General features: G+C 69.5%; 19 protein-coding genes and 6 pseudogenes. 6 read left to right on the top strand and 19 right to left on the bottom strand.

Going from position 1 to position 23,507, the window contains the following annotated elements; translation table 11 throughout:
* The 6 genes and pseudogenes from OH735_RS00360 to OH735_RS00335 all read right to left on the bottom strand — a co-directional run.
* Nucleotides 1-984: an NAD(P)H-dependent flavin oxidoreductase gene (locus tag OH735_RS00360; protein WP_406378431.1), complete on the bottom strand. Its 984-nt coding sequence runs from the start codon at nucleotides 982-984 to the stop codon at nucleotides 1-3.
* A complete protein-coding gene (locus tag OH735_RS00355; protein WP_399462971.1) occupies nucleotides 984-1,811 on the bottom strand; it encodes a hypothetical protein in 828 nt (275 codons plus the stop codon). The genes OH735_RS00360 and OH735_RS00355 overlap by 1 nt, the downstream gene beginning before the upstream one ends.
* Nucleotides 1,808-2,056, bottom strand: a complete 249-nt coding sequence (locus OH735_RS00350) for an acyl carrier protein (RefSeq protein WP_406378429.1) — start codon at nucleotides 2,054-2,056, stop codon at nucleotides 1,808-1,810. The genes OH735_RS00355 and OH735_RS00350 overlap by 4 nt, the downstream gene beginning before the upstream one ends.
* On the bottom strand, nucleotides 2,053-2,931 hold the full coding sequence (locus tag OH735_RS00345) for a diiron oxygenase (RefSeq protein WP_406378427.1): 879 nt from the start codon (nucleotides 2,929-2,931) through the stop codon (nucleotides 2,053-2,055). The genes OH735_RS00350 and OH735_RS00345 overlap by 4 nt, the downstream gene beginning before the upstream one ends.
* 41 nt (nucleotides 2,932-2,972) lie before the next feature.
* Complete coding sequence (locus tag OH735_RS00340; RefSeq protein ID WP_406378426.1) at nucleotides 2,973-3,842, bottom strand: hypothetical protein; 870 nt, start codon at nucleotides 3,840-3,842, stop codon at nucleotides 2,973-2,975.
* A gap of 339 nt (nucleotides 3,843-4,181) precedes the next feature.
* Nucleotides 4,182-4,565: pseudogene (locus OH735_RS00335) on the bottom strand (transposase family protein); the annotation flags it as partial.
* Nucleotides 4,566-4,699: 134 nt separating this feature from the next.
* On the opposite strand from OH735_RS00335, the pseudogene OH735_RS00330 reads away from it, so the two are divergent.
* A pseudogene (locus OH735_RS00330) lies at nucleotides 4,700-5,901 on the top strand (RNA-guided endonuclease InsQ/TnpB family protein).
* Nucleotides 5,902-5,932: 31 nt separating this feature from the next.
* Here OH735_RS00330 and OH735_RS00325 read toward each other — a convergent pair.
* The 13 genes and pseudogenes from OH735_RS00325 to OH735_RS00265 all read right to left on the bottom strand — a co-directional run.
* Nucleotides 5,933-6,295: pseudogene (locus OH735_RS00325) on the bottom strand (transposase family protein); the annotation flags it as partial.
* Between the two features lie 565 nt (nucleotides 6,296-6,860).
* Nucleotides 6,861-7,031: a hypothetical protein gene (locus OH735_RS00320; protein ID WP_406378424.1), complete on the bottom strand. Its 171-nt coding sequence runs from the start codon at nucleotides 7,029-7,031 to the stop codon at nucleotides 6,861-6,863.
* A gap of 615 nt (nucleotides 7,032-7,646) precedes the next feature.
* Nucleotides 7,647-8,627, bottom strand: a complete 981-nt coding sequence (locus OH735_RS00315) for a 3-oxoacyl-ACP synthase III family protein (RefSeq protein WP_406378422.1) — start codon at nucleotides 8,625-8,627, stop codon at nucleotides 7,647-7,649.
* Nucleotides 8,628-8,749: 122 nt separating this feature from the next.
* Nucleotides 8,750-9,925, bottom strand: a complete 1,176-nt coding sequence (locus OH735_RS00310) for a hydroxymethylglutaryl-CoA synthase (RefSeq protein ID WP_406378420.1) — start codon at nucleotides 9,923-9,925, stop codon at nucleotides 8,750-8,752.
* A gap of 2 nt (nucleotides 9,926-9,927) precedes the next feature.
* Nucleotides 9,928-10,989 carry a hydroxymethylglutaryl-CoA reductase gene (locus OH735_RS00305; RefSeq protein WP_406378418.1) on the bottom strand — a complete coding sequence of 354 codons (1,062 nt, stop codon included), beginning with the start codon at nucleotides 10,987-10,989 and terminating at the stop codon, nucleotides 9,928-9,930.
* Nucleotides 10,986-12,077, bottom strand: a complete 1,092-nt coding sequence (gene fni, locus OH735_RS00300; protein ID WP_406378416.1) for a type 2 isopentenyl-diphosphate Delta-isomerase — start codon at nucleotides 12,075-12,077, stop codon at nucleotides 10,986-10,988. Before fni ends, OH735_RS00305 begins: the two co-directional genes overlap by 4 nt.
* On the bottom strand, nucleotides 12,074-13,201 hold the full coding sequence (locus OH735_RS00295; protein WP_406378414.1) for a phosphomevalonate kinase: 1,128 nt from the start codon (nucleotides 13,199-13,201) through the stop codon (nucleotides 12,074-12,076). Before OH735_RS00295 ends, fni begins: the two co-directional genes overlap by 4 nt.
* Nucleotides 13,198-14,250 (bottom strand): diphosphomevalonate decarboxylase, encoded by a 1,053-nt coding sequence (gene mvaD / locus OH735_RS00290; RefSeq protein ID WP_406378412.1) that lies wholly within the window; start codon nucleotides 14,248-14,250, stop codon nucleotides 13,198-13,200. The genes OH735_RS00295 and mvaD overlap by 4 nt, the downstream gene beginning before the upstream one ends.
* Nucleotides 14,243-15,226 (bottom strand): mevalonate kinase, encoded by a 984-nt coding sequence (gene mvk / locus OH735_RS00285; protein WP_406378411.1) that lies wholly within the window; start codon nucleotides 15,224-15,226, stop codon nucleotides 14,243-14,245. Before mvk ends, mvaD begins: the two co-directional genes overlap by 8 nt.
* A gap of 360 nt (nucleotides 15,227-15,586) precedes the next feature.
* Nucleotides 15,587-16,669: a polyprenyl synthetase family protein gene (locus OH735_RS00280; RefSeq protein ID WP_406378409.1), complete on the bottom strand. Its 1,083-nt coding sequence runs from the start codon at nucleotides 16,667-16,669 to the stop codon at nucleotides 15,587-15,589.
* A 217-nt stretch (nucleotides 16,670-16,886) separates the two neighbouring features.
* The gene (locus tag OH735_RS00275) at nucleotides 16,887-17,816 is read right to left on the bottom strand and encodes a terpene synthase family protein (RefSeq protein ID WP_406378407.1); all 930 of its coding nucleotides are present in this window, start codon (nucleotides 17,814-17,816) and stop codon (nucleotides 16,887-16,889) included.
* Entirely contained in the window at nucleotides 17,813-19,348 is a 1,536-nt protein-coding gene (locus tag OH735_RS00270) for a prenyltransferase/squalene oxidase repeat-containing protein (RefSeq protein ID WP_406378405.1), read from the bottom strand. The genes OH735_RS00275 and OH735_RS00270 overlap by 4 nt, the downstream gene beginning before the upstream one ends.
* Nucleotides 19,349-19,355: 7 nt before the next feature.
* Nucleotides 19,356-20,744, bottom strand: a complete 1,389-nt coding sequence (locus tag OH735_RS00265; RefSeq protein WP_406378403.1) for a cytochrome P450 — start codon at nucleotides 20,742-20,744, stop codon at nucleotides 19,356-19,358.
* Between OH735_RS00265 and OH735_RS00260 the strand changes: the two are divergent.
* From OH735_RS00260 to OH735_RS00240, 5 genes and pseudogenes are all read left to right on the top strand, one after another.
* Nucleotides 20,725-21,027: pseudogene (locus OH735_RS00260) on the top strand (hypothetical protein); the annotation flags it as partial. The gene OH735_RS00265 and the pseudogene OH735_RS00260 overlap by 20 nt on opposite strands.
* A 97-nt stretch (nucleotides 21,028-21,124) precedes the next feature.
* Complete coding sequence (locus OH735_RS00255) at nucleotides 21,125-21,535, top strand: 1-deoxy-D-xylulose-5-phosphate synthase N-terminal domain-containing protein (protein WP_406378401.1); 411 nt, start codon at nucleotides 21,125-21,127, stop codon at nucleotides 21,533-21,535.
* A 56-nt stretch (nucleotides 21,536-21,591) separates the two neighbouring features.
* Nucleotides 21,592-21,864 (top strand): annotated as a pseudogene (locus tag OH735_RS00250) (1-deoxy-D-xylulose-5-phosphate synthase); the annotation flags it as partial.
* 8 nt (nucleotides 21,865-21,872) lie between these two features.
* The gene (locus OH735_RS00245) at nucleotides 21,873-22,475 is read left to right on the top strand and encodes a transketolase C-terminal domain-containing protein (RefSeq protein WP_406378399.1); all 603 of its coding nucleotides are present in this window, start codon (nucleotides 21,873-21,875) and stop codon (nucleotides 22,473-22,475) included.
* A pseudogene (locus OH735_RS00240) lies at nucleotides 22,472-23,473 on the top strand (flavodoxin/ferredoxin-dependent (E)-4-hydroxy-3-methylbut-2-enyl-diphosphate synthase). The gene OH735_RS00245 and the pseudogene OH735_RS00240 overlap by 4 nt, the downstream one beginning before the upstream one ends.
* The last annotated feature ends 34 nt before the right edge of the window (nucleotides 23,474-23,507 follow it).

Below are 23,507 nucleotides of genomic sequence, written 5' to 3'. Positions count from 1 at the left end.
CTATCCTGTTCCTGTTTCGAAGATCTCGACACCTCGAAGGATGCGAGCGAAGTCGGCGACGATCTCGGCCGCCGGCTGTCCGCCGGAAATGGCGCCGCAGGACAGCCCGCAGTACATCGCCATTTCCTCGATCCGGCCGCTGGTCGCCTCCGTCGGCGCCGCGGCGCTGAACCGCGGTATCAGATACGGCTTTCCCTCGACCACCGTCCGGCCGATGAATTTCCTGGCCTGTTTCGCGTCGCGGGTGGCGGACGTCTCCAGCACACGGTGACGCCTGCCCGGCCACCCGATCTCGTAGACGTCGGAGATCACCGTGTCGGTCTCGTCGGCGGTGCTCACCGCTCTCTTGAAGTAGGAGTGGGCCCGCGACTCGTGCGCGACGACGAAGGCGGTGCCGAGCAGTACGCCGTCGGCGCCCGCGGACAGGACCCTGGCGGCCTTGGCCGGTGATCCGATGCCGCCAGCGGCGACGATGCAGGCCTCCGGCAGTTCCTCGCGCAACGCGGTGACCATGGCGTCCCGGCTCGCCTCGCCCAGGAGATGGCCGCCCGCCTCGATACCCTGCGCCACCACCACGGAGCCGTGTCCGGCGGCCCGCACACCGTCCTGCACGGTCCCGACCTGGACGACGAGGTGCCGTCCCGCCGCGTTGATCCGATCGAACACGGCGTCGTCCGGCATGCCGAAGAGGGACAGGTACACATGCCGGGGCGTCTCGTCGAGCACCTGCGTGACCTGCCGGTCCAGCTCTTGTGGCCCGACCACCTCCGGAATGAGGTTCACGCCGACGGGCCGGTCGGTCCCCGCGGTCAGCCGGGCGAGCACGGCCGACAGCCCGTCGCCGACCAGTTTGTAGCCGCCCACGCAGCCCGCCGCGCCGGCGTTGGACACCGCGCACGCCAGTTCCGGCCCCGCGACACCTCCCATGCCCGACTGGAGCAGGCTCACTTCGATGCCGAGCACCCCGGCCAGCGTGTTCCGCATCAGCCCAGACGCTCCACCGCGGACACGGCGGCCTCGGCGCTGCCGAACCGCTCCGTCAGGGCGTGCACCCAGCGCTCCAGGCCGAAGGCGAGACAGCTGGTGTGCGCCAGGTCGTCGCCGGCCCGGATCGAGCACCGTTCGCCGAAGAAGTTCCGGTGGTAGTTCACCGAGCCGATCGCCAGCCCGTCGACGACGAACTCCTCCTTCACCGGGAACAGACGCTGCATCTTGGCCTTGCCGCCGTTCTTGTCGAAGAACGGATCGGTGGCGACCTCCAGATGGACGTCCAGCCCGAGCTCGGCGCACAGGGTCGTCACGGCGTCCTTGGCACGGAGCAGATGCTGCTTGGCCCCGTCCTCGGGTCCGATGAAGACGATCTCCCGCATGGAGAAGCCGAGGAGCCGCTGCAGACCGTCGTAGTGGTCCTCGTTGCGGAAGCAGGTTCCGAGCGTGGTCCGCAGCGTCCCGTCCGGGGGCAGCTCGGAGCCGGCCAGATCGAGGTAGATCGCGTAGCACGCGGCCGACGGCAGCGCGAAGCCGGTCGGCTCCATCACCTCGGCCGGAATCCGGTCCAACGGCCGGGGCGCTTCGGCCAGCAGGGCCCCGAGGCGCTTCGGATCCAGCCGGGTGGCCGCCAGCCCCAGATGGGGGAAGTTGTCGAAGTAGTCGAAGGTGTCGAGGTCCTTGCTCCCGATCAGGAACGGGAACCGGTACTCCGGGGCCTCCCAGGTGCGGGCCAGGCGCAGGAACGCCGTGTCGATCGCCCGCAACAACCGCAGCTGGCCGCCGTCGAGTACTTTCAGGCCGTTGTCGGTCGTCGTGGTCATTGCACTGCCTTCTGCTTGAAGAATCGGGCTTCGATCGCATCGAGGCTGCGGAAGTCGTCCAGGTCCAGATCTTCCGGATCGATCAACTCGCCGGTCAGCTCCTCCAGCAGGAAGATGAAGTCGACGAAGGCCAGGGAGTTGATGGCCCGGCTGTCGATCAGATCCATCTGGGGGGCCAGCAGGCCGATCGTCGGGTTGCGCTCCAGGATGAAGGCCCGGACGTCCTGCATCGGATCGGCCGTCATACGATCAGTTCCTTTCCGGCGCCCGCCCTGGTCAGGAACTTCCTGGTCCGCTTCAGGATCTGATCGTGCGCCAGCAGCCGGGCGGGGTGCTCCAGCGCGCGCCGCCGCAGCGCCAGCCCGTCCGGGATGCCCGCGTCGCGGTAGGCGGCGGGGTTGTAGAGGGTGCCGATGCTGTACTGGAGATAGCTCTCCAGGTACGCGGCGACCGCCGGCACCTCCGCCGGGTCGCGCTTGGCCACCTGGCCCAGCAGATCGGTGAAGATCATCCGGCCGAACGCGACGTGCCTGCTCTCGTCCTGGTGGTGCACGCGGTTGATCTCGCGGGCGATGTGCGGCAGGGCCTCGTCGGCCGCCATGTACGCGTTGAAGTAGTCGACGATCTCCTCGAAGATCAGGATGCGCGCGAAGATGATCGCCTCACGGGCCACCGGCGAGAGGTGGGACACGGAATCGGCCCGTAACGTCGGCTGCGCCGGGTACAGCTTGCCGCCGTACCGCAGGCAGAACCGGGCGAAGAACCACATGTGCTCGTTCTCTTCGCCGATGAAGTGGTGCAGAAACTCCGAGACGTCCGCATAGGCCCGCTCGTGGATGCGCATCACCACTTCGCTCATCAATTCACGGATGCCGTGAATGTTGAGGCTGAAGAAGTTGATCGCTTCGTACTTGGTCAGCTCCAATTGCTGATCACGGGTGAGCTCGTCCCACATCGGCGTGCCCGCCAGCGTGGTCAGATTCTCACTCATCCACGGCTTTTCGGGCTCGATCTTCTCGGGCCAGTCGAAAATCGTGTACGGATTGTAGTAGCTAGATTCGGCCATTTGCTCGAGCCGATCCAGGTCGAGTGAGATCGGCTCAATGTCTCGTACGGCCATGTATTCTCATCTTCCCCGTAGAGTGAAGCGAGCTTCCGTATTCAACGCACTGCCTGGATATCCGTATGAACCTGGATCGGCAGCTGCGAACCGCAGTCGTGATAGCCGAAGGGCGCATTCCCGGATGCCGTGGACGGAATCACCTTGTTGTAGATCGACCCGACGCACAGTTCCTGGAATTGCTCGGTGTCCGGCGAGAGTCGGGCGGCCAGCTGGGCCTTGGCGATGTCGACGGTCTTGACCGCACCGTCGTCGTCCTCGACCTCGACGCACGCGTGCGGCAGGTCGAGGGCCCCACCGAGCACACCGCAGAACCAGCCCCGCTTCGCCTCGGCCCGGTACCCGGCCGCGCGAAAGCTCTCGGCCAGGTGCAGACTCGCCGCGATGCAGCTCGTGGCGCCCATGGCGTGCACCTGATCCGGGTGCGCCTGCATGGGTACGGGGATCATCTGCCAGCGGTAGCCGGCGTCCAGGTACTCGCCGGTCAGCCGCCGCAGCACGGGCGAGACCACCGGGGTCCGGGCGCCGGTCGTCGTCACCGTCGCCGCGTACTGCGCCGACCCCCGGCTCACCGACGGCCCCGTCACACCGGCGACGCTCCCGCCGAACCGGAGGACGTCCGGCTCCTCCAGACGCCAGGGAGCCTCTTCCGGGCAGTCGACGCATTCCAGCGCGACCCGGAAGTCCCATTCCTTGGCACGCAGGAGATCGTCCACCGGCCGCCGGGCGAACCGGAAGAGCAGACGGAAAGTCAGCTCCGGCTGCGTCCTCGCACTGTTCGAGTACATGCCGAGGTTGTACAGATCGTTGGCGTCGAAACAGCGCACCCCGGATCGCCGCTCGAACGGAAGCCCCGCGTCGACGAGCCTGTCGATCTCTTCCGGCTCGCAGCGCAGCATTTCCTGAGCCACGGATTCCGGTTGGTTCCTGCTGGAATACTCGGCAGGCACGAACTCGATGGAGTTCGCCACCTTCTCCCAGGCAACATTTTCGGTTGCAGCTTTACGCGACACAGTCAATCTCCCGAACAGAACGACCGCGCCGACGGCTCGGCGCCCGTACGCGAGGTCACGGTGAATCTGCGGACAGCCTGACAGTAACGGCCGGGCGATCCCGCACGACAGATCGGTTCTCCACGGACCCCTATGGATTTCACATGGGCGATCATGGATCGTGCGGGCCCGGCCGCCCGGGGCCACACCTTGCCGACGTTTCGAGGATCACAAAGGAATGAGCCTTTTCCATCTTGATCAGGTGGCGAGTTCGAGGGCGACGACGGCACGGACGACGGCTGTGATCCGAGTGGTGCCGCAGCGGAGCTTCCGCAGGAGCCGCCAGGACTTGAGAATGGCCATGGCGCGTTCGCCGAGGCTGCGGATCTTGGCGTGATCGCGGTTGTGACGTCGGCGCCAGCCGCGCAGGTGCTTGCCCCGGAACGGGACACGGATCGCAGGGTCAGCGCCCTGACACGCCTTGTCGGCCCAGCACTTGATGTCGTCTTCGGCGAGGGTGGCGGGAATGCCGTGGACTCGCGCCGCGGTCAGGTCGTGTGTGGCTCCCGGCAGTGCGTCCGAGGCCCAGATCAGGCGTCCGGCGGGATCGGCGAGGACTTGCACGTTCATCGGATTCCTCCGTGGATACTCCGCCCTTCAGGGCGGGGAGGAAACGGACTCCTGCGGAGCAGGGTAAGGAGCGGAGTTTCGCCCCCGGGGCGGAAGGCCGTGCTGTGACCCGCAGATTTGATCTTAACTCGCAGCACCGCTAGTTTGTGAGCGTGACCGCGAGCTGTGTGAAGCGGGCGTTCAAGTACCGCTTCTATCCGACTGATGCGCAGGCAGCCGAGCTGTCGCGCACGTTCGGTTGCGTGCGGAAGGTCTACAACCTGGCGCTCGCCGCCCGCACGGAGGCACGGGTGCGGCAGGAGCGGGTCAACTACAACGCAACGTCGGCGATGCTGACGGCGTGGAAGAAGACCGAGGAGCTGGCGTTCCTCAACCAGGTCTCGTCGGTGCCGCTCCAGCAGACGCTGCGGCACCTGCAGACCGCGTTCACCAATTTCTTCGGCAAGCGGGCGAAGTACCCGCGCTTCAAGTCGCGGAAGAAGTCGCGGAAGTCGGCGGAGTACACCACCAGCGGGTTCCGCTTCCGTGACGGGGCGCTGACCCTGGCGAAGATGACCGAACCGCTGGACATCGTGTGGTCCCGGCCGCTCCCCGAGGGGGCGAGGCCGTCCACGGTGACCGTTTCCCAGGACGCGGCGGGACGCTGGTTCGTCTCGTTGCTGTGTGACGACCCGTCCATCCAGCCCCTCCCCGCCACCGACAGCGCGCTCGGAATCGATGTCGGCCTGGACCACCTGCTGACCCTCTCCACCGGGGAGAAGATCGCCAACCCCCGGCACGAACGCCAAGACCGCGCCCGACTCGCCAAAGCTCAGCGGAAACTGTCCCGCAAGGCCAGGGCGACGGCGCCAACCGGGCCAAGGCCCGGCGCAAGGTCGCCGAGATCCACGCGAGGATCGCCGACCGTCGCCGTGACCTGCTCCACAAGCTGACCACTCGGCTCGTGCGTGAAAACCAAACGCTCGTGATCGAGGACCTGACCGTGCGCAACATGGTCAAGAACCACACGCTCGCCCGAGCCATCTCGGACGCGAGCTGGAGCGAGTTCCGCTCCATGCTGGAGTACAAGGCCGCCTGGTACGGGCGCGAGGTGATCGCCGTCGACCGATGGTTCCCCTCGTCCAAGCTGTGCTCCGCCTGCGGCACCCTCACCGAGAAGATGCCGCTGAACGTCCGTACCTGGACGTGCGACTGCGCAGCGACCCACGACCGGGACGTGAACGCAGCGAAGAACCTTCTGGCCGCCGGGCTGGCGGTAACAGTCTGTGGAGCTGGTGTAAGACCTCAACGGAGTTCTCCGGGCGGGCAGTCGGCGACGAAGCAGAAACCCCCACGGCGCGAGCCGTAGGAACCCCCCTCGTTCACGAGGGGGAGGAAGTCAACCCGTGGTGCTTCTTCTTCCCCGAGTAGTACGGCCGGTCGGCAGCGATGCGGTCGATCGGCAGCACGGTGCCGTCGAGGATCACGTACGCCTTCTTCCGGACGGTCGTCATGACCTGTTCCAGCGTGGGCGCGAGGGCTGCCAGCAGGTCGACGGCCTCGCGTATGTATCGGTAGGCCGTGGCGATCCCGACGCGGAAGCCTGCTGCGAGGCGGGCGTAGGTGTCGCCGCAGCGCAGGTGGGCCAGGACGAGCAGGGCCTGCCGGCCGCAGGTCAAACGCCGCCAGCGCGAACCGATCTGACGACGGTGACCTGCCCGGACACAACCGTCCGGCTCCGTCCAGCTGCATCCCCTCTCGATCCCGGTCGATCGAGGACCGTGCTGCGCTCGCCGCACCGCTGTCGCCGCGCCCCTGCTCCTGCGGAACTCAGGACGACTCTGCTCGCCTGCGGTCCCCCCATCACTGCGTGGGCCGCCATGGGACCGTCCGCTCACCAGCCAGGTGCACTCGGCGCGAGCCGACACGCTACGTAACGCATCTGCAGTCGTCCTCCCGGCCGACCTGTACGAGGAAATCGGGGGCAGCCCCGGAGAAGTCCAGACCGGTCGTCGTCCCGCCAGCCCCCGGCGCGGAGGCTCTGCGACGGGAAGGGGGGCAGCGAGGGGTGGCGCCGTCCCCGCTCGGCGCCTGCTTCGCCGGCCCCGGGCCAACGGCCGGAGACAATCCGCGGCGCCGCCGAGCGCACGGCGGACTCGGCGCCCATCCACACCGGCCGGACAGGACCCGGGGCAAGGAGGTCGCCGGATCTCCGGCGCACTGCTCACGCCGCTCGCGACCGGCGGCCGGACTACGCCGGCTACGGAGCAGCGCGATTGCCCACCCCTCCGGCCCTTCTCGACCCCGCTCTGCGCTCCGAAAGCTGTCTCAGAGGCTGCGGATCAGCTTGCCGCGCACCCGGCCTTCCCTGCTGACGCGGATGAGCCTCCGCCGCCCCTCCAGCGGGAGGAGCGCTTGCACCTCGAAATGCACGGCCCCGGCGTCGATGAGCGCGCCGATCCGCCGCAGCGCCTCACCGTTGGGAGATGGCGACGACACGGCGGGCCGTGATGCCCGGCGGTGCGCCTCGTTCACGGGTTCCGGGAGGGCAATAGGGGTGTCTCCGGGACGCTACAGCCGCCAGGAAGTGTGCTGGACCGGAACCCGGCGGTGTCCCGGACAACAGCGAAGGAGGGGGCGGCTGGTCCGACGGCGGCGCGGTCGATCGGCTCGCCGACGCCGCTGGCTCCCGCGCCCCGCGGGCGGCCTTCGTGCCCACCGCGTCCGGCGCCTGGCACGCGGTCAGCGCGGCCAGGGGTACGCAGCAGTCGGACCGGGCTCGGGCGGCACTCCCGCCTCGACCCGAACGAGAAGGTCCAGTCCGGCGGGCCGCATCGCTGTGGAACGCAGCTGCAGCACGACACAAGGCACCTCATGGCGAACAGCGTGGGCACCCACACCGGCTAAGTGCTCACCCACTTCCTGGCCGTCAACCGTGACAGCGTAGGAGCGTCCGCCGGATGCGAGTGGGAAGCGATTCGGCGTCGTCATCGGTGGATCCTGAGCTCCGGTTCGTCGCTGTGAAGCCGTACGAGCTGCGAAGGGCAGCCCCTCCGAACACTCTGGTGGGCCAGCACGAGACACCCACCCATCAACCCACCGGCCTGAGTTCTCTCACCACTCAACCAGCGCGAATCCCGCCGACATGCCGCCGCCGAAGCCGGCCATGAGGATCAGGTCGCCGGGGGTGAAGGCGCCGGCGCGGGCGGCCGCGTCCAGGGTGATCGGGATGGAGGCGGCTCCCGTGTTGGCGTAGTGCGTCAGTGTGCGGTGCATGGTCGCGCGAGGCAGTTCCAAGTCGGCGAAGACGCTGTCCAGCATGGTGCCGTTGGCCTGGTGCGGTACAAAGTGGTCGATGTCGTCGGGTACGACACCGCATTCGTGCAGGAATCCCTTGACCAGCTGCGGCAGGTGGTCACCGACGAAGTTCCGCACGCCTCGCCCGTCCATCGCGAAGTACTGAAGCCCTGCGTCGAGGACTGTCTGGTCCACGGGCATGCGACTGCCGCCGGCGGGCACCTCGATGAGACCCGACAGTTCGCCGAACGAGTGCAGCGCGAGGTGCCGGATACGTGGTCCGTGGTCGACCGACGACCCCAGGATCACCGCTCCGGCGCCGTCCCCGAAAAGGATCACGGTCCTGCGGTCGGCCCGGTTCAGGATGCGGGAATACAGGTCCGCGCCGATGACCAGTGCGTGGCCGCCGGTGCGGGTGAGTACGCCCTCGGCCGCGGAGAGCGCGAACACCATGCCGGAGCAGACCGCGTTGACGTCGAACGCGGCCGCGTCGCTCGCGCCGAGCCGCTGCTGGACGTAGGCGGCGGTGGGCGGTTGCGGCCGGTCGGGTGTGGACGTGGCGACCACGATCACGGACAGCTCCTCGGCGGTGATGCCGGCCGACCGCAGCGCGGCACGCCCCGCAGCGGTGGCCAGGTCCGAGGTAGCCTGGCCGTCGGCAGCCCATCGCCGTTCCCGGATGCCGGTCTTACCGGTGATCCACGCGTCGTCGACCCCCGCCGCCGCGGCGACCTCGTCATTGGACACGATTCGCTCCGGCACATAGGCACCCGTACCGAGAATCCGGACGTCGGTCATACGGCTGCCCTCCCCTCAAGTGGTATGGAGAACGGTGTGTGAAGAACTGGCGTGCGGCCGTAGCGGGCGCGTGCGGGGGCAGCCGTGGAGGCCGCCCCCGCACCCGCGGGACCGGAGGTGTTCTAGCGCGTCTGGTAGATGCGCTTGTGACCGCTGAGGCCGGCCAGGCGGAAGGGCCCGGTGGTCTGCGGCGGGGTGAGGTGTTCTCCTCCGTCGGCCGGGAAGGACCGCTCGTGCAGCTCGCGGTAGCGGGCGTAGTCGACCGGCTTGCGCCGGGCTAGCGCCTCCAGGTTCGCTTCGGTCCGCAGGTGTTCGCGGTAGCCGGGGACGGCTGTGCCCGCGAAGAACTCGGCGACGCTGCCGGAACCGTAGCTGAGGAAGCCGATGGGCCGGTCGGTCAGGTCGTCCGCCTGGTCGAGCAGCGCGGCGAGAGCGAGGTACACCGAGGCGGTGTAGCTGTTGCCGATGGTGGCGTTGTAGGCCACGGTCCGCCCGATGGCATGCTCGATGTCGGTCTTGTCGGTTTCGTGGCCCGCGTAGTTGAGCAGGTGGTGGTGTGCCTTGTAGGCCATTTTCGTGAACGGTTGGTGGTAGCAGAACGCGGCGAACTCGTCGAGTGCGCGGCCGCCCTGCTCGCCGTAGTCCTTCCAGCTGCTTGCGACCGCTTGCAGGTACGCTTGGACGGATTCCTGCCCATCGACCAGGGCGGTGGTGCGATAGTTCGGCCGCCAGAAGTCCATGACGTCGGCGGTGAACAGTCCCGAGGCGTTCTCGATGCGGACCAGGGCGGGGTCGGCACTGACCAGCATGGCCACCGCGGCGGCGCCCTGGGTCGCCTCGCCAGGGCTGTCCAGTTCGTACTTGGAGACGTCGCTCGCGATCACGAGGACCTGCTGGTCGGGGTCGCGCCGTACGAGTCCGATGGCGAATTGCAGGGCGGCCGTGGCTCCGTAGCAGGCCTGCTTCAGTTCAACGACGCGGCTGGCCGATGGCAGGCCGAGCAGTGAGTGCACGTACACGCCTGCGGACTTCGCCTGGTCGATCGAGGATTCCGTCGCGAAGACCACCGTTCGGATCCGTTCAAAACCGTGCCGGGCGATGATCGGGGCGGCGGCGGCGGCACCCAGCGTCACGATGTCCTCGTCCGCGGCGGGCACGCTCATCGACCGCTGGCCGATGCCGATGTGGTACTTGCCGATTTCGGTGCCGTTGTACTCGGCGAGTGCCGCGTGTGACAGGACGTACTCGGTCGTCGCGAATGACAGATCGTGGATTCCGAAGGAAGAGTCGTTGGACATACTCAGACACCGACCTTTGCTGTCTTACTGTCGCGCTCCAGTTCGACGTGCGCGCGCATGAGTTCGCCCGGGTTGGTCTGCGCCGCGAGCAGCGAGAGCTCGCCGCAGAGGACCGTCGCCGCCGCGATGACGGCGAGCCGGCGCGCGTTCTCGCCGGGGGCGCGGTCATCGCGGCAGCCGAGGCGGGTCAGGTTCGTCTCCACGAACTCCAGGCCCTTGCCGTTGCCCACGGTGCCGACGATCAGGTTGGGCAGGTTGCAGGAGAAGTAGAGGTCGCCGTCGCGGTCCTCTGCCAGGGTGACGCCCTGGGAGCCCTCGACGATGTTGGCCGCGTCCTGGCCGGTGGCCAGGTAGAACCCGAGCAACATGTTGGCGTAGTGGGCGTTGGCCGAGCGGATGCCGCCGGCCAGCAGGGTCCCGAGCAGGTTCTTGCGGATGTTCAGTTGGACGATCTTGGCGGCAGTGGTGTGCAGGACGCCTTCCACCACGGCGCGCGGGACGAGCAGTTCCGTGACCACGTTCTTCCCGCGGCCGAGGATGCCGTTGATCGCGGTCGCCTTCTTGTCCGTGCAGTAGTTCCCGGAGATCGATCCGTAGGCGATTCCCGGAATGGTCCGCAGCAGATGCGTCAGAAGGGTGTCGGAGGCGAGCGTGGCCATGTTGTGGCCGGAGGCGTCGCCGGTGCTGAACTCGAACCGGATGAACAGCAGGTTGCCCGCGATCTCGTGCCGGACCTTGAGCAGCTCGGCGAACCGGCTACAGGTGCGGACCACGGCGCGCAGTTCCTCGATTCGCGCCTCGATGGTGCGGGCGGCCGTGTACGCGGTCTGGGCGTCGGTCGCCTCGACGAGCACCGAGCGGGTCATACGCTCGTCGACGAGGGTAGCGACGATGCCCTGCTCGGTGAGGATGGACACCTTCGCGCCGCGGCCCACGGAGGGCCACAGCGGCGTCTCGTAGGTGGCGAGGGGGACGTGGGTGTCGGTGTTGGCGACGTTCCCGGAGATGCGAAGGGGTCCGACCCATTTCATGGGGACCCTGGCAATGGCGTGCGTGTCGGTCATCGTGCTCTTCCCGTCGAATCGTGGAGGGCGTCGGCCGATCGGGAACGCCGGGCGAGTCGCCCCGTGTCGATGCCCCGGTCGGCGCAGAAGGAACGGAGGGTGCCGTGGATTATCAGATCCTTGCTCGCGAGGTCGGTGGGGGTGCGCGCGCCGAGCATGGTCTGCAGGGCCGCGAGCTGGTCCAGCCAGTTCGTGATCTGCGCGATCAGCGCCTCGGCACCGCCATCGAGCAGGGTGCGCAGGAACACTCCGGAGGCCCCGACGCCGGAGGCGCCCAAGGCCAGGGCGCGGGCGGCGTCGAGGGGATGGCGGACGCCGCCGGAGGCGAGCACGGGGAGACCGGTGCCCTGCGCGTCCAGGAGGCAGGCGGCGGTGGACTGGCCCCAGTCGTGGAGGAAGGCGTAGTCGCCGAGTGGGCGCCGGCCGTTCTCGATGCGGGCGAAGTCGGTGCCGCCCCGGCCGCCGAGGTCCGCCACGCGGACACCCAGTTGTCGCAGCGTCAGGACGGTTTCGCGGCTCAGGCCGTTGCCGACCTCCTTGACGATCACGGGCACGTCGACAGCCGCCGTGATCTTCTCGAGCTGCGAGACCCAGGATCCGAAGGACCGGTCGCCCTCCGGCATGGCCGTTTCCTGCGCCGTATTGACGTGGATCTGTAGGGCGTCGGCCTCCAGCAGATCGATGGCACGCTGTGTGTCGGCGACCGATGCCGTCGCGTTCACATTGGCCATGACGAACCCGTGGGGGTTCTCCCGGCGCAGGACGCGGAAGGTGTCGGCACACGTCGGGTCTTTGAAGTAGGCGTGCACGGAGCCCGACGCGATGGGTACCCCGGTCTCGCGGGCGGCTATCGCCAGGCCCCGGTTGATGACGCCGGTTTTGGCGGTGCCGCCGGTCATCGCGTTGATGTAGAGCGGCACCTGCCAGGAGATCCCGGCGAAGGCCGTGTCCAGGGACACCTGCGGCCGGTCGATGCCGGCCAGGGCGTGGTGTACGAAGGACACCTCGTCGAACTGGTTGATCCCGCTGCGGGTGTCCTGCTGCTCCATGGCGAGCCGGACGTGGTCGTTTTTGCGCTGAGCGCTCATTCCTCGATCCTTTCCGGGGCGGACCGGACGGGCAGGGTCAGCACCCCGGCCGCGGCCCACCGTTGCCGTACGTGTGAGATGTCGTGCATGGCTTCGGCGTCGAACAGAGCGATGCCGCAGTCGCCGCCGCCCGCGCCCGACGGCTTGGCGGCGCCGCCGACGGTTTCGGCGACCGCGCACAGGGCCGTCAGCTCGGGTGTGAAGATGCCGAGCCCGACTTCGTCGTCGAGGCGGGCCAGCTCCTGCCGAGCACGGCGGATCTGGCACAGCAGGCCTTGGTCGTCACCGGCATCAAGGGCGGTGATCGAGGTGCGTACGAAGTCGGTGGAGGTCTCCACGAACGTGCGGTGCGACGCGGTGCCGCGCCAGGTCCGGCGGTGCAGAGCGGACACGAGCGAGGTGGTGGAGGCCGGGTTGCCGGTCCAGCCGACTTCGAGGGTGAGGCCGCGTGGGGCCTCAAGCCTTCGGACCGAGTGGCCCGGCCAGGGTGTGCGCAGCGCTTCCTCGATGCTGTGGCGGCGGGTGAGGTCGAGCACGAAGGCCCGGTCGGGTGCCTGGTACGCGATCCAGCCGCCCCATGTACTGGCGGCGAGGTCACCGCCGGAGCCCTTGGGGTCGATCCCGGCCGAGGAGATCACGGCCAGGCGGTACCGGGCGTCGAGTGAGAGGTCCAGTCCGCACAGGGACGTGATGGCGTCGATCGTGGCCACGGTCACCGCACCGCTCGACCCCAGGCCGTACTTGCGGCCGTTGTCATGCAGCCGGCTGCTGATCGAGATGTCCAGCCCGGGCAGGGGCAGGCCGCGTTCGGCCAGCAGTCGTCGCACGGTCTCGACCGCTGACACCACGTGCGCCAGTGCGCCGCGCGCGCCGTGTCCGTCGGTTTCCCCGTTCTTCGTGCCGGGAGCGTGGAGCCGGCCGTCGAGCCATCGCCAGTTCACCGCTCGGGGGACGAGATCGGAGGAGATCACGATGCCGGCCGCGTCGGAGAGGGTCACCGTGACGGTGATCTCCCGGTCCACGGCCACCAGGATGGCTGGGGTACCGGGCTCCACCACCGCGTACTCGCCCGCGACGAACAGCTTGCCGGGCGCGCTGCGGACGACCGTTCGCCCGGAGGTCATCGTCCGCCCTCGTCCACCAGGCGGGCGCCCTGCCCCGGCCCGGCGATGTGCACGGTGCCGCCCGCGGCGGCGCCGCGCACGGCCTCGGCGACCCGGTCGGCGTCCGTACGACGGCAGAGCACCTTGACGTTCGGTCCGGCGTCCATGGTCGCGTAGGCCGATATGCCGTCGCGCCGCAGCCGCAGCACGCTGTCGAGGACGGTGAGCGAGGCGGGCGCGAGGTAGCGCACCGCGGGGCGCGCGCTCAGCATGGTCGCGTGCATGCCGAGAGAGTTGCGCTCAGCGATCTCGCCCACCGCGTCGAGGTCGCCGCGCAGGAGCGCCTCCCTCATCTCGGTCAAGTCGTCCCGGCTCGACGCGGCCCAAGGCTCGAACAGGGGTGAGGTCTCGACGGTGCGGCGCATGGCCGCGCGGCTGGACACGTTCTTGGGGCCGGCGTTGACCACCGCGATGACCAGTGCGGGGTCGAGGTCGCCCGCCTGTACCGGCTCCGCGTAGGAGCTGAGGTCGGCCTCCGCGGGCGGCGCCGTGGGGGTGCCGGCGTTCCAGACGGCGAAGCCGCCGAAGATTGACCGCGAGGCCGAGCCGGAGCCGCGGCGGGCCAGGCGGGAGAGACCGGTGTCGTCGAGGTCCAGTCCGTACGCGGTGGCGGCGGCGACGGCGAGCGCGGCGAACCCGCCGGCGGAGGACGCCAGGCCCGCCCCGGTGGGTACGGTGTTGCGGGTGTCGACGACGGCCCGTTGCGTGAGCCCGGCCCGCTGGCGCACCAGGTCGAGGAATCCGGCGATGCGCCGCCGTTCCTCGCCCGCCGCGGGTGCGCCGTTGAAGGTCACTTCGTCGTCCGTGGCCTCGGCGTCGAGGTGGACACGGGTGGTCGTGGGGAAGATGTCCAGGGTCATCGACAGGCTGCTGGTCCAAGGGAGGAAGAGGCGCTCGTCACGCTTCCCCCAGTACTTGATCAGCGCGATGTTCGGGTGCGCGACGGCGGTGACCCCGGCTCCGCCCGGCTGTTCCCGCGGGCGGAGCACGGTGATCTGCTGCTCAGACATGAGTGACGAGCCTCCTCAGTGGGACGATCCACGTCTGCACGGCCCCCGCTTCGTGCAGCCGCCGGGTGACCTCTCTCGCCTGCTCGGGCTGGGTCAGTGCGAGGACGCAGCCGCCCAGTCCGCCGCCGGTGATCTTGGCGCCGAGGCTGTCCGCGGCGAGCGCGGCACTCACCATCGCCTCGATCCGGTCGGTGCTCAGCCCGGCCTCGCGGAGCAGTCCGTGGTACTCCGTCAGCAGGGAGCCGAGCTCCTCCGGCTTGCCGGCGGCGAGGGTGGCCACGGCTTCGCGAGTCAGTTCCGACGCCCGGCGTACGAACCTCTCCTGTGTTCCGGCGTGGAGTCGGAACCTCTCCCGCAGCTTGTCGACCGCTTCTTTGGTGCTGCCGACGGCGCCGCTGTCCGCGATGACGAACAGCGCGTCGCAGCCGACACGCAGCGTGCGGGCCTCGCCCGCCTGGAACAGCAACGGGGCGCTCGCGCCGACGGTGATGGCGTCGACGCCGCTGGCCTTGCCGTGCATCACGTTCTCGGCGGTCTGTACCAGGTCGAACGTCGTCCGCTGCGAGACCTCGCGGCCGCAGAGGTCGGCCAGGGCGAGGACGACGGCACGGGCGCAGGCCGCGCTGGAGCCAAGTCCCCTGCCGAGCGGGATTGAACCGTCGATGATCACATCGAGGTGTCGGCCGTCGTCGATGCCCATGGACGCCCTGAAATCGGTGGTCAGCCGGCGCAGCCCCTCGGATGCCTGCGTTCCGACCTGCTTCCAGGCGGATCCGGTCATCGTGAAGGACACACCGGCCGGTTCTCCACCGCGGGTGGAGAACCCGGCGCTGGCGGTGATCGACAGCTGCGGAACGGGCAGGGCGAGCGCCGGGGCTCCGTAGACGACTGCGTGCTCCCCCAGCAAAATGAACTTGGCGTGGGCGCGGCCGGTGCCGACCGAGCGAGCGCGGCGGCTTTCCGCTGTCCCCGCCACCGAGGCCGGTGGAGTCGACGTACTCAGCTCCCCTTGTCGAAATTTCATTGAGATCGCGTCATCCAGACTTCTAGGAAGGAATGAAGTAAGCCCGTTCGACCGCGTGTCGCGTCATGCTCCGGCCACCCACGGACCACCGTGGCCGGTGGTCGCGGCCGTCGGCGCGAGCAACGTCATCGCACGGGGCGAGTCAGGGCGTCGAGCCGCATCCGCCGTGCTCGCGAAACCGCGTCCGTGGCAGGTGCCGGGTCGGTTCTCCTCCGGTTGCCCTCGGCAGCGAGTTCCGGACAGGGTGGGCACGCGAGGCGAGCGACGCGTGTGGCGGCGCCGAGACGGTGGTGACCCGCGCCGACGTGGTGCTCAGGTGGTCCTGAGTGTTGTGGTGGTGACGAAGGTGTCGAGGGTCTTCCTGACCTCGTCCGGGAACGGGGCCTCGTCCAGGACCCGCCGGGCACGCTGCACCCGATCGGTGATCATCTGCTCCACCTTGTCGGCGGCGCCCGTGGCCCGTAGAACCCCGCGGACCGTCTCGGCACCTGCTTCGTCCAGGTCCGGGTCGCCGACCAGGGACCTCAGCACCCGCGCCTGCTCGGCGCCGGCGGCGTGGAGGGCGTGTGCCATCAGGGCTGTCGCTTTGCCCTCCCGCAGGTCGTCCAGGGTCGACTTGCCGGTCTTGGACGGGTCGCCGAAGACGCCGAGCAGGTCGTCGCGCAGTTGGAAGGCCTCTCCGATCGGAAGAGCGTAGGCGGTGCAGACGTCCAGCAGGGACTGGTCCGCTCCGGCAAGGGCCGCGCCGATGTGCAGCGGCCGCTCCACGGTGTACTTGGCCGTTTTGTAGCGGATCACTGCCAGCGACCGTTCGACGTCCGCGGTGGGCTGCCCGGTGGCCAGCAGATCCCAGTACTGACCGATCATCACCTCGGTACGCATGGCGTCCAACAGCGGTCGGACGGCGACCAGTTGCTGGTGGTCGAGGCCGCTGGAGTACAGCAGCTCGTCCGACCACACCATGACCAGGTCGCCGAGCAGGATCGCGCTGTTGGTGCCGAACCGCTCGGCGGTCGTGTCGTTCGCACCCGTCCCCAGCGTGCGGTGGAGGGTCGGACGGCCGCGCCGGGTGTCGGAGGCGTCCATCACGTCGTCGTGGATGAGGGTGAAGGCGTGGAAGAGTTCGAGCGAGGCCGCCGCGCCGATGACGGGCTCCGTTTCGCCGTATCCGCCCGCCGCGTGCCAGCCCACCATGCACAAGAGCGGCCGTATGCGCTTGCCGCCCGCGGTCAGGAAGCCACGCAGGTGCTCGATGAGCGAGACCAGGTGGACATCCGTGTCCCTGCCGCACTTGGCGTCGAGGAAGGCGTTCAGTCGCTCGTCGATCAGGCCGCGCAGATGAACCGAGTCCAGGGCGTCGGATCCCAGCTCGTGAAGGCTGGTGGTGGGGCTCATGTGTCGTTGCTCCTGTTCGTCAAGACCGTGTGGGCCGCGTCCGTGAGGGCGTGGCACGGGAGGGAAACCGCCGAAGGGAGGCATCACTTACCGGCCGGGCGGAGGAGGGTCCCGGCAGTCGCCGGCCCGCGCCGCGGGTGCGAGTCGCCGATGGAGGGGCGAGCGGTGACGGGCTGTTCGGACCGCGCCGCATGGCCGGCCCTTCGTACACGTGGGTTCACATGTCGGAGGGCAGGCCGGACAGCCCGGTGAGATCGCGGTCGGATCCCCATCCCCGGAAGTCGGCGCCGCTGTAGAAGGTGACCGACCAATCGAGCAGGCGGAGCAGCTCGACAGCGGGTGCGAACCCGGCCGTCGCCAGCGGGTCGAGCTGCTCCTGCGCCTTGCGGGAATGCCGGTCGAGTTCGTCGTGCACCCAGGCGGGTGAGGTGTCGTACATCAGGATATTGTTCTGACCGGGCTCGGCCCGCTCCCGCTCGAAGGTGGCCAGGTCGTTGGAGAGGCGCACGGCGACCTCGATCGCCTCCAGGGCGTTGTCCAGGACCGGCAGGCCCTCGAGGAGATCGTCCCGGTCGCTGGTCGCCCAGCGCGGGAAGTGGGTCATCCATGCATTGGAGCTGGCGGCGTACGTCAGGTACTCCTGCGGATCGGAAGGGCCCTCGCCGCGGTCCCTGGCCAGGCCCGCGGTCCAGTCGTACCGCTCGCCGCGCAGGGCCTCGGCAAATCGGTCGCCCCACAGGCCGGCCAGTTCCGGGTAGTGGGGAGCACGCTCCAAAGCGGACTGCCAGCCGGACAGGGAGGCCAGCAGGGGATGGCCGTCGTCCCGGTCGCCGCCCCGGACGATGGCCTCGCAGCGACCGAACAGGTCGTCGAGTTCGTCGAGGCTCCGGACGTTCTGCTCGACGTGGTCGTCCAGGGCGTAGGCCCACACGTACATCCGGGCCGACAGCCGGAGCTCGTTCGCGCCGCGCCACGGGCTGATCGCCGCGGTGGAGATCGCCAGGGCCTCGATCGGCGTGGCCCCGAGGACCTGCGGGTATTCCGCCGCCCAGGACCGCAGATCGGCCAGGACCTTCAGCGCCAGCACGGTGACGGGCACACATTGCGCCGCGGAGGGGAGGGAGAGGTCGCCAAGGGGCCGGGTCACGGTCGTGCCTGCTTCTCGGCCTCGGCCAGGCGCTGCGTCGCGGCCAGGGTGCCGAGGATCTCGGCGCGGATGACCCGGACCGGTGTGTACAGGTCCTTGTCGTGCCACAGCGGAGGATTCTCGCGATCGTCCTCGACATGGCCCGACAGGAACGCCCTGCCCGCCCGGATTGCTTCGAGGGCCGGACGGTCGGGGGCGGCGCGGTGGTTCAGCACCTGAAGGGCGTAGGCGGTCTCCTCGCCGGTGCCCTCCCAGCGTCCCCATGACCCGTCGGCGTGCTGGGTGTCGAGCACCCAGCGGATGGCGTCGTCCAGGGCGGCGGACGTGCGCGGCCCGTCCAGGCGGGCCATGGCGGCAGCGCCGCAGGCGGTCGCGTAGTACGGAGAGGCGTGCCACTTGTCCATCCACCGGCCGTCCGGCTGCTGCTGCTCGACGAGCCAGCCGCCCACCCGCTCGGCAGCGCGGTCGTAGCGCGTGTCGCCCTGTCCGCAGCGATCCGCCAGGGCGACGAGGATGTGTGCGTTCGTCGAGGTGGAAGGGGTGCGTTCCTTCGGGAAGCAGGTGAAGTACAGGCCGGTGTCGTACTCCCACAGGCAATCGACCGATTCCGGCTTCCCGAGGAGATCGAGGGCGTGCAGGGCGGCCGACGTGTCGTCGGAGTCGGCCGGGAGACCCGGGCCGGCGGACAGTCCGTTCGCCCCCAGCGCGGTCCGCAGAGTGTCCGGGACCTGGGCGGGGATGTCCACGTCCAGGCCGGAGCCGGACAACGCCGTCACCACCCAGGCCAGTTCGAAGTAGCTGATCGAGGTGATGCCCGAGACCGCGCCGCCATGACGTGCCTGGGTCTGATGCAGATACTCCAGGCACGCCTTCGCGGCGTCCGTATGAGGCGGATCGCCCAGCCAGGCGGAGGTGGCGGCGGGGGAGGCTCCCACCGCCCCGCCCATCGGCGTCACCGTGCCGGACCGCACGGCCGGGGCGCCGAGGGCCTCCAGCGAGTGCCAGGTCTTCTCCGGTATGCCGGTGTGCTGACGCAGCAGCTCGCGGATCCCGCTCAGCGTTCCCGTATCGGCCCGGAGGTCCAGACGGCCGGGCAGATCGCCCCGGTCGTCCATCCGGGAGAGCCGCTGATCGATCTGCTCGATCAGCCAGGGCACCAGCAGCTCCACGGCGATGGTGTCCGGCAGTTCGACGTTCCGGGGGAACCGCCCGGCCAGCGCGGCCAGCCCCGACTCCACGGCCCCGGCGACCCGCCGCGCGTCCTGCGTACCGGCGACGGACAGCAGGGCGTCGACGGCGCTGAGCGTGGGCAGCAGCCCGTAGGCCGCCGGCCCGCCCCACGTTCCATCCTCGTGCTGCTGGGCCAGCAGGAACTCCACGCGCTGCCGATGGCCCTCCAGCCAGGGGGCGGACGCCACCATCCGCGCGGTCTCGTACACCGACGGCGAGGTGAGTCCGTAGGGATCGGCGATCATCTCGTCGACGATGTCCTGAGCCGCGTCACGCAGGGCTGCGAAGGAGGTCACGTTCATGATCCGGCTACCTCTGGTCTCGGAGATCGGCGGTCGTCGCATTCCGCACCGGTTCGTGCGGGCGTTCCTGGAGCCTCATCGGAAGAGGGCCCGTCTTGAGCGTGGCGCGGGCGATGGGCCGTATCGGCCGGTCGCCGACCGGGGTCAGGTTCCAGCGGCCGGCGATCCCCGCGACGGCCAACATCGCCTCGTTGAGCGCGAACTGGTCGCCGATGCACTTCCTGCCGCCCGCGCCGAAGGGCAGCACCGACCGGCGTGCGACGTCGCTCATCGCGCCGGGCCGCCAGCGATCCGGATCGAACCTCTCCGGCCGGGGGAACAACTCCGGGTCGTGCTGCAGGATGTAGGGGCTGATCAGGAAGGTGGTTCCCTCGGGGAACGCGTGCCCGCCGAGTTCGCAGGCCGTGGTGGTGGACCGGGTGAACATCCACGCCGGCGGATAGAGGCGAAGGCTCTCCATGAGCACCTGCCTCGTGAACGTCAGCCCGGAGAGATCCTCGAAGCGGGGCGTCCGGCCGCCGAGCGCGCCGTCGACCTCCTCCCGCAGGCGGGCGCCGATCTCGGGGTGCGCGCCGAGCAGATGGAAGGTGAACGCCAGCGCCGTCGCGGTGGTCTCCGACCCGGCGATCAGCAGGATCAGGACCTGGTCGAAGATCTCCTGCGTTCCGAGCGGGGCTCCGGTGGTCTCGTCGCGCGCGTTCATCAGGCTCGCGAGCAGGCCGGGGTCCTCGTCCTTCTTGCGCCGCACCTCGTCGATGATCTCTTCGGTGAGCTTGCGCATCTCCGCGATCGCGCGGGGGTATTGCCGGTTCATCTTCGTGGGAACGAGCGACAGAACCCGCGCCGGGACGAACATGCGCCGGAAGAAGCCGTCCATGAGAATCGGCAGCCATTTCTCCACCTGGGCCACCAATGCGTGGTCCGCGGGCACCGAGAAAAGGGATCTGGTCGTGATGCGAAGAGTGAGTCTTGCCATCGCCTTGTCGACGTCGACGACCTCGCCCGATCGCCAGGAGCGCATCAGGGCTTCCGTCTCGTCCGCCATCAGTTCGGCGTAATGGCCGATGTGCCGGTGGTCGAACGACGGCTGCATCAGCGGGCGTTGCCGACGGTGATCGGCCCAGCGGCTGGTGACCAGGCCGTTTCCCACGGCCTCGCGGCCCCGGTCGTAGAACAGGCCGCCCTTGTCGTAGAGCCGGGTGTCCTTGAGTATCTGCCGGAACAAGGCGGGATCGCAGGGCACATAGGCGTCGCCGGGACCCATCCTGACTCTCACCAGGTCGCCGAGTGCCGGGAGTGACTTCAGGAATTCCAGCGGCTGTACGAGCAGAGGTACGGCATGGCCTGCGAGAGGCAGGCTTCGAGGGGCTTTTCTGATGGCAGGTAGCTCCGGCATGGCTCCAAGTACTGCAGAAAGGACGCCTCCCCGACAGGGGAGGAACACCCCCGACCTGTCGCGCTTTCACCGCCTGTCGCGCTTGCCCGCACAGGCGCGACACGAGGCCGAAGCGCGACACGTCGGCCCGCCCGTGGGCCTTGCCGGTCGGACCCCGGAGCGCCGCCAATGGGAGTCGTACACGCGAAGGAGTTCGGGAGCCTGCGCCGCCGCAGGGGCCTGTTCGGGCTACCTGTCGCGGGCGGAGTCCGTCCACGACTGGGTGGAGAACTCCCACGCCTCGACCGCGCTCTCCTACGCCCACGGCATCGCCGCCGGCCTCGGGCTCCACGACCAGCGGGGCAGGCCGGTCCGTGGCGGCGGTGATCGGGGACGGGGCGATGACCGGGGGCCTCGCCTGGGAGGGCCTGAACAATCTGGCCGAGCGCCCCGAACTGCCGGTGGTGGTCGTCCTCAACGACGGCCGCTCCTACGACCCGACGATCGGCGGCCTCGCCCGGCACCTGGCCGCACTGCGCACCGCACGCCGCGGTCCGGCCGACCTGGGCCCGAACGTGTTCGAGCAACTGGGACTCGCCTACCTCGGCCCGGTCGACGGGCACGACATCCCCGCCGTGGAGGCGGCGCTGCACAAGGCGCGCGACATGCGCCAGGTCGTGGTGGTGCACGTCGTCACCGACAAGGGCCGCGGCTGGGAGCCGGCCGAGACCGACCCGGCGGACCGCATGCACGGGATCGGTGTGCTCGACCCCGCGACCGGGAAGCCCCACGCTCCCGCGGGCACCTCGTAGACCGAGGTGTTCTGGCGGGAGATCACCGAACTCGGCGCGGAGTTCGAGCACATCGTGTGCCTGAGCGGCGCGATGCGCGGGCCGGTGGGCCTCGCCCCTTCGCCGAACGCTTCCCCGAGCGGTTCTTCGACGTCGGGATCGCCGAGCCGCAGGCGGTGTGCACCGCGTCGGGCATGGCGAGGACCGGCAGCCGCCCCGTGGTCGCGGTCTACGCCACCTTCCTCACCCGGGCGCTGGACCAGGTGCTCATGGACGTAGCCCTGCACCGGATGCCGGTGACGTTCGTCCTCGACCGCGCCGGGGTCACCGGGCCGGACGGGGCGAGCCACCACGGCATGTGGGACCTGGGGTTCCTCGCCCAGATCCCCGGCCTGAGCGTGGCCGCCCCCCCCGTGACGCCGAGCAGCTCAGGGCGCTGCTGCGCGAAGCGGTCACCGCGACGGGACCGTGCGTCGTCCGCTTTCCCAAGTCCCCGGCGGGACCGGAGATCGCACGGCTGGAGGGCGTCGACGGCATCGACGTGCTCCACCGCGACGAGGCGGGCCGGCGCGATGTGCTGCTGCTCGCCTGCGGCCCGTCGGCCGCCGACGCCGTCGAGGCCGCACGGCAGCTCCGGGCCCGCGGCATCGGTGTGACGGTCGCCGACCCCCGCTGGGTGCTGCCGGTTCCTGATGCCGCGCCCGACCTCGTGCGGAGCCACGACGCGGTGGTGACGGTCGAGGACGGGTGCCGCGTCGCGGGTTTCGGCGCCGCGCTCGTCCTGGCCTGCGCGGACGCGGGCCTGTCGAACCGGATCCGGGTGCTCGGGCTGCCGAGGGAGTTCATCGATCACGGTTCGCGCGGCGAACTGCTCGCGGAACACGGCCTCGACGCACCCGGCATCGTCCGCGCGTCCCTCGACGCGCTCGCCCCCGCCCACCCCGCTGAGAGGATGCGATGACCCTCGTCGCTGTACCCACTCCGGCCTTCCCCCCGTCCTCCGGGGTCCTGAGGCCGCGCCGGACCAGCAGACGGCTCCAGGTGGGCGATGTGTCCGTGGGCGGCGGTGCGCCGGTCAGCGTGCAGACGATGTCCACCACCGTCACCGCCGACGTGGACGCCACCCTCCAGCAGATCGCGGCGGTCATGGCCGCGGGGTGCGACATCGTCCGGGTCGCCGTGCCCTCCCAGGACGACGCCGACGCGCTCGCCCCGATTGTCGAACGGTCCCCGATCCCGGTGATCGCCGACATCCACTTCCAGCCCCGGTACATCTTCGCCGCCATCGACGCCGGGTGCGCGGCGGTGCGGGTCAACCCCGGCAACATCAGGCGCTTCGACGACCAGGTCCGGCGGATCGCCGAGGTGGCGGGCGCGGCCGGGGTCCCGATCCGCATCGGCGTCAACGCGGGTTCCCTCGACGCCCGGTTGCTGGCCAAGCACGGCGGCCCCACCCCCGAGGCGCTCGCCGAATCGGCGCTGTGGGAGTGCTCGCTGTTCGAGGAGCACGGCTTCACCGATCTGAAGATCGCCGTCAAGCACCACGACCCCCTGGTGATGATCCAGTCCAACCGGATCCTCGCGCGCTCCTGCGACTACCCCCTGCACCTCGGGGTGACCGAGGCCGGGCCCGCCTTCCAGGGTCGATCAAGTCCGCCGTCGCGATGGGAGTCCTTCTCGCGGAGGGGATCGGCGACACCATCCAAGAAGGTGGAGGCCGCCTTCGACGGCTTCCCCCACCCGCTGCGGGTGGCGGTGATGGGCTGCGTCGTCAACGGCCCCGGCGAATCGCGCGAGGCCGACCTTGGCGTCTCCTCCGGCAACGGCAAGGGCCAGATCCTCGTACGCGGCTAGGTCGTGGCCACGGTTCCAGAGAACCAGATCGTCGAACGACCGCTCGAAGAAGCGTTACGCATCACCGCGTCCGACACCTCAGAGACCGCGGAGGCCAACCCGTGACCGGGACACTCACCTCACCTGCCGGCCTGGACCT

Source organism: Streptomyces sp. NBC_01618 (genome assembly GCF_045209435.1).
Taxonomy (GTDB): Bacteria; Actinomycetota; Actinomycetes; order Streptomycetales; family Streptomycetaceae; genus Streptomyces.
The sequence above is the reverse complement of the archived record's forward strand: the minus strand, read 5'-3'. Positions and strand labels throughout refer to the sequence as shown.

Coding starts and splice junctions, on each gene's coding strand:
- OH735_RS00360 (WP_406378431.1), bottom strand. CDS start 984: ATGCGGAACACGCTGGCCGGGGTGCTCGGCATCGAAGTGAGCCTGCTC.
- OH735_RS00355 (WP_399462971.1), bottom strand. CDS start 1,811: ATGACCACGACGACCGACAACGGCCTGAAAGTACTCGACGGCGGCCAG.
- OH735_RS00350 (WP_406378429.1), bottom strand. CDS start 2,056: ATGACGGCCGATCCGATGCAGGACGTCCGGGCCTTCATCCTGGAGCGC.
- OH735_RS00345 (WP_406378427.1), bottom strand. CDS start 2,931: ATGGCCGTACGAGACATTGAGCCGATCTCACTCGACCTGGATCGGCTC.
- OH735_RS00315 (WP_406378422.1), bottom strand. CDS start 8,627: ATGACCGACGTCCGGATTCTCGGTACGGGTGCCTATGTGCCGGAGCGA.
- OH735_RS00310 (WP_406378420.1), bottom strand. CDS start 9,925: ATGTCCAACGACTCTTCCTTCGGAATCCACGATCTGTCATTCGCGACG.
- OH735_RS00305 (WP_406378418.1), bottom strand. CDS start 10,989: ATGACCGACACGCACGCCATTGCCAGGGTCCCCATGAAATGGGTCGGA.
- fni (WP_406378416.1), bottom strand. CDS start 12,077: ATGAGCGCTCAGCGCAAAAACGACCACGTCCGGCTCGCCATGGAGCAG.
- OH735_RS00295 (WP_406378414.1), bottom strand. CDS start 13,201: ATGACCTCCGGGCGAACGGTCGTCCGCAGCGCGCCCGGCAAGCTGTTC.
- mvaD (WP_406378412.1), bottom strand. CDS start 14,250: ATGTCTGAGCAGCAGATCACCGTGCTCCGCCCGCGGGAACAGCCGGGC.
- OH735_RS00280 (WP_406378409.1), bottom strand. CDS start 16,669: ATGAGCCCCACCACCAGCCTTCACGAGCTGGGATCCGACGCCCTGGAC.
- OH735_RS00270 (WP_406378405.1), bottom strand. CDS start 19,348: ATGAACGTGACCTCCTTCGCAGCCCTGCGTGACGCGGCTCAGGACATC.
- OH735_RS00265 (WP_406378403.1), bottom strand. CDS start 20,744: ATGCCGGAGCTACCTGCCATCAGAAAAGCCCCTCGAAGCCTGCCTCTC.
- OH735_RS00255 (WP_406378401.1), top strand. CDS start 21,125: ATGACCGGGGGCCTCGCCTGGGAGGGCCTGAACAATCTGGCCGAGCGC.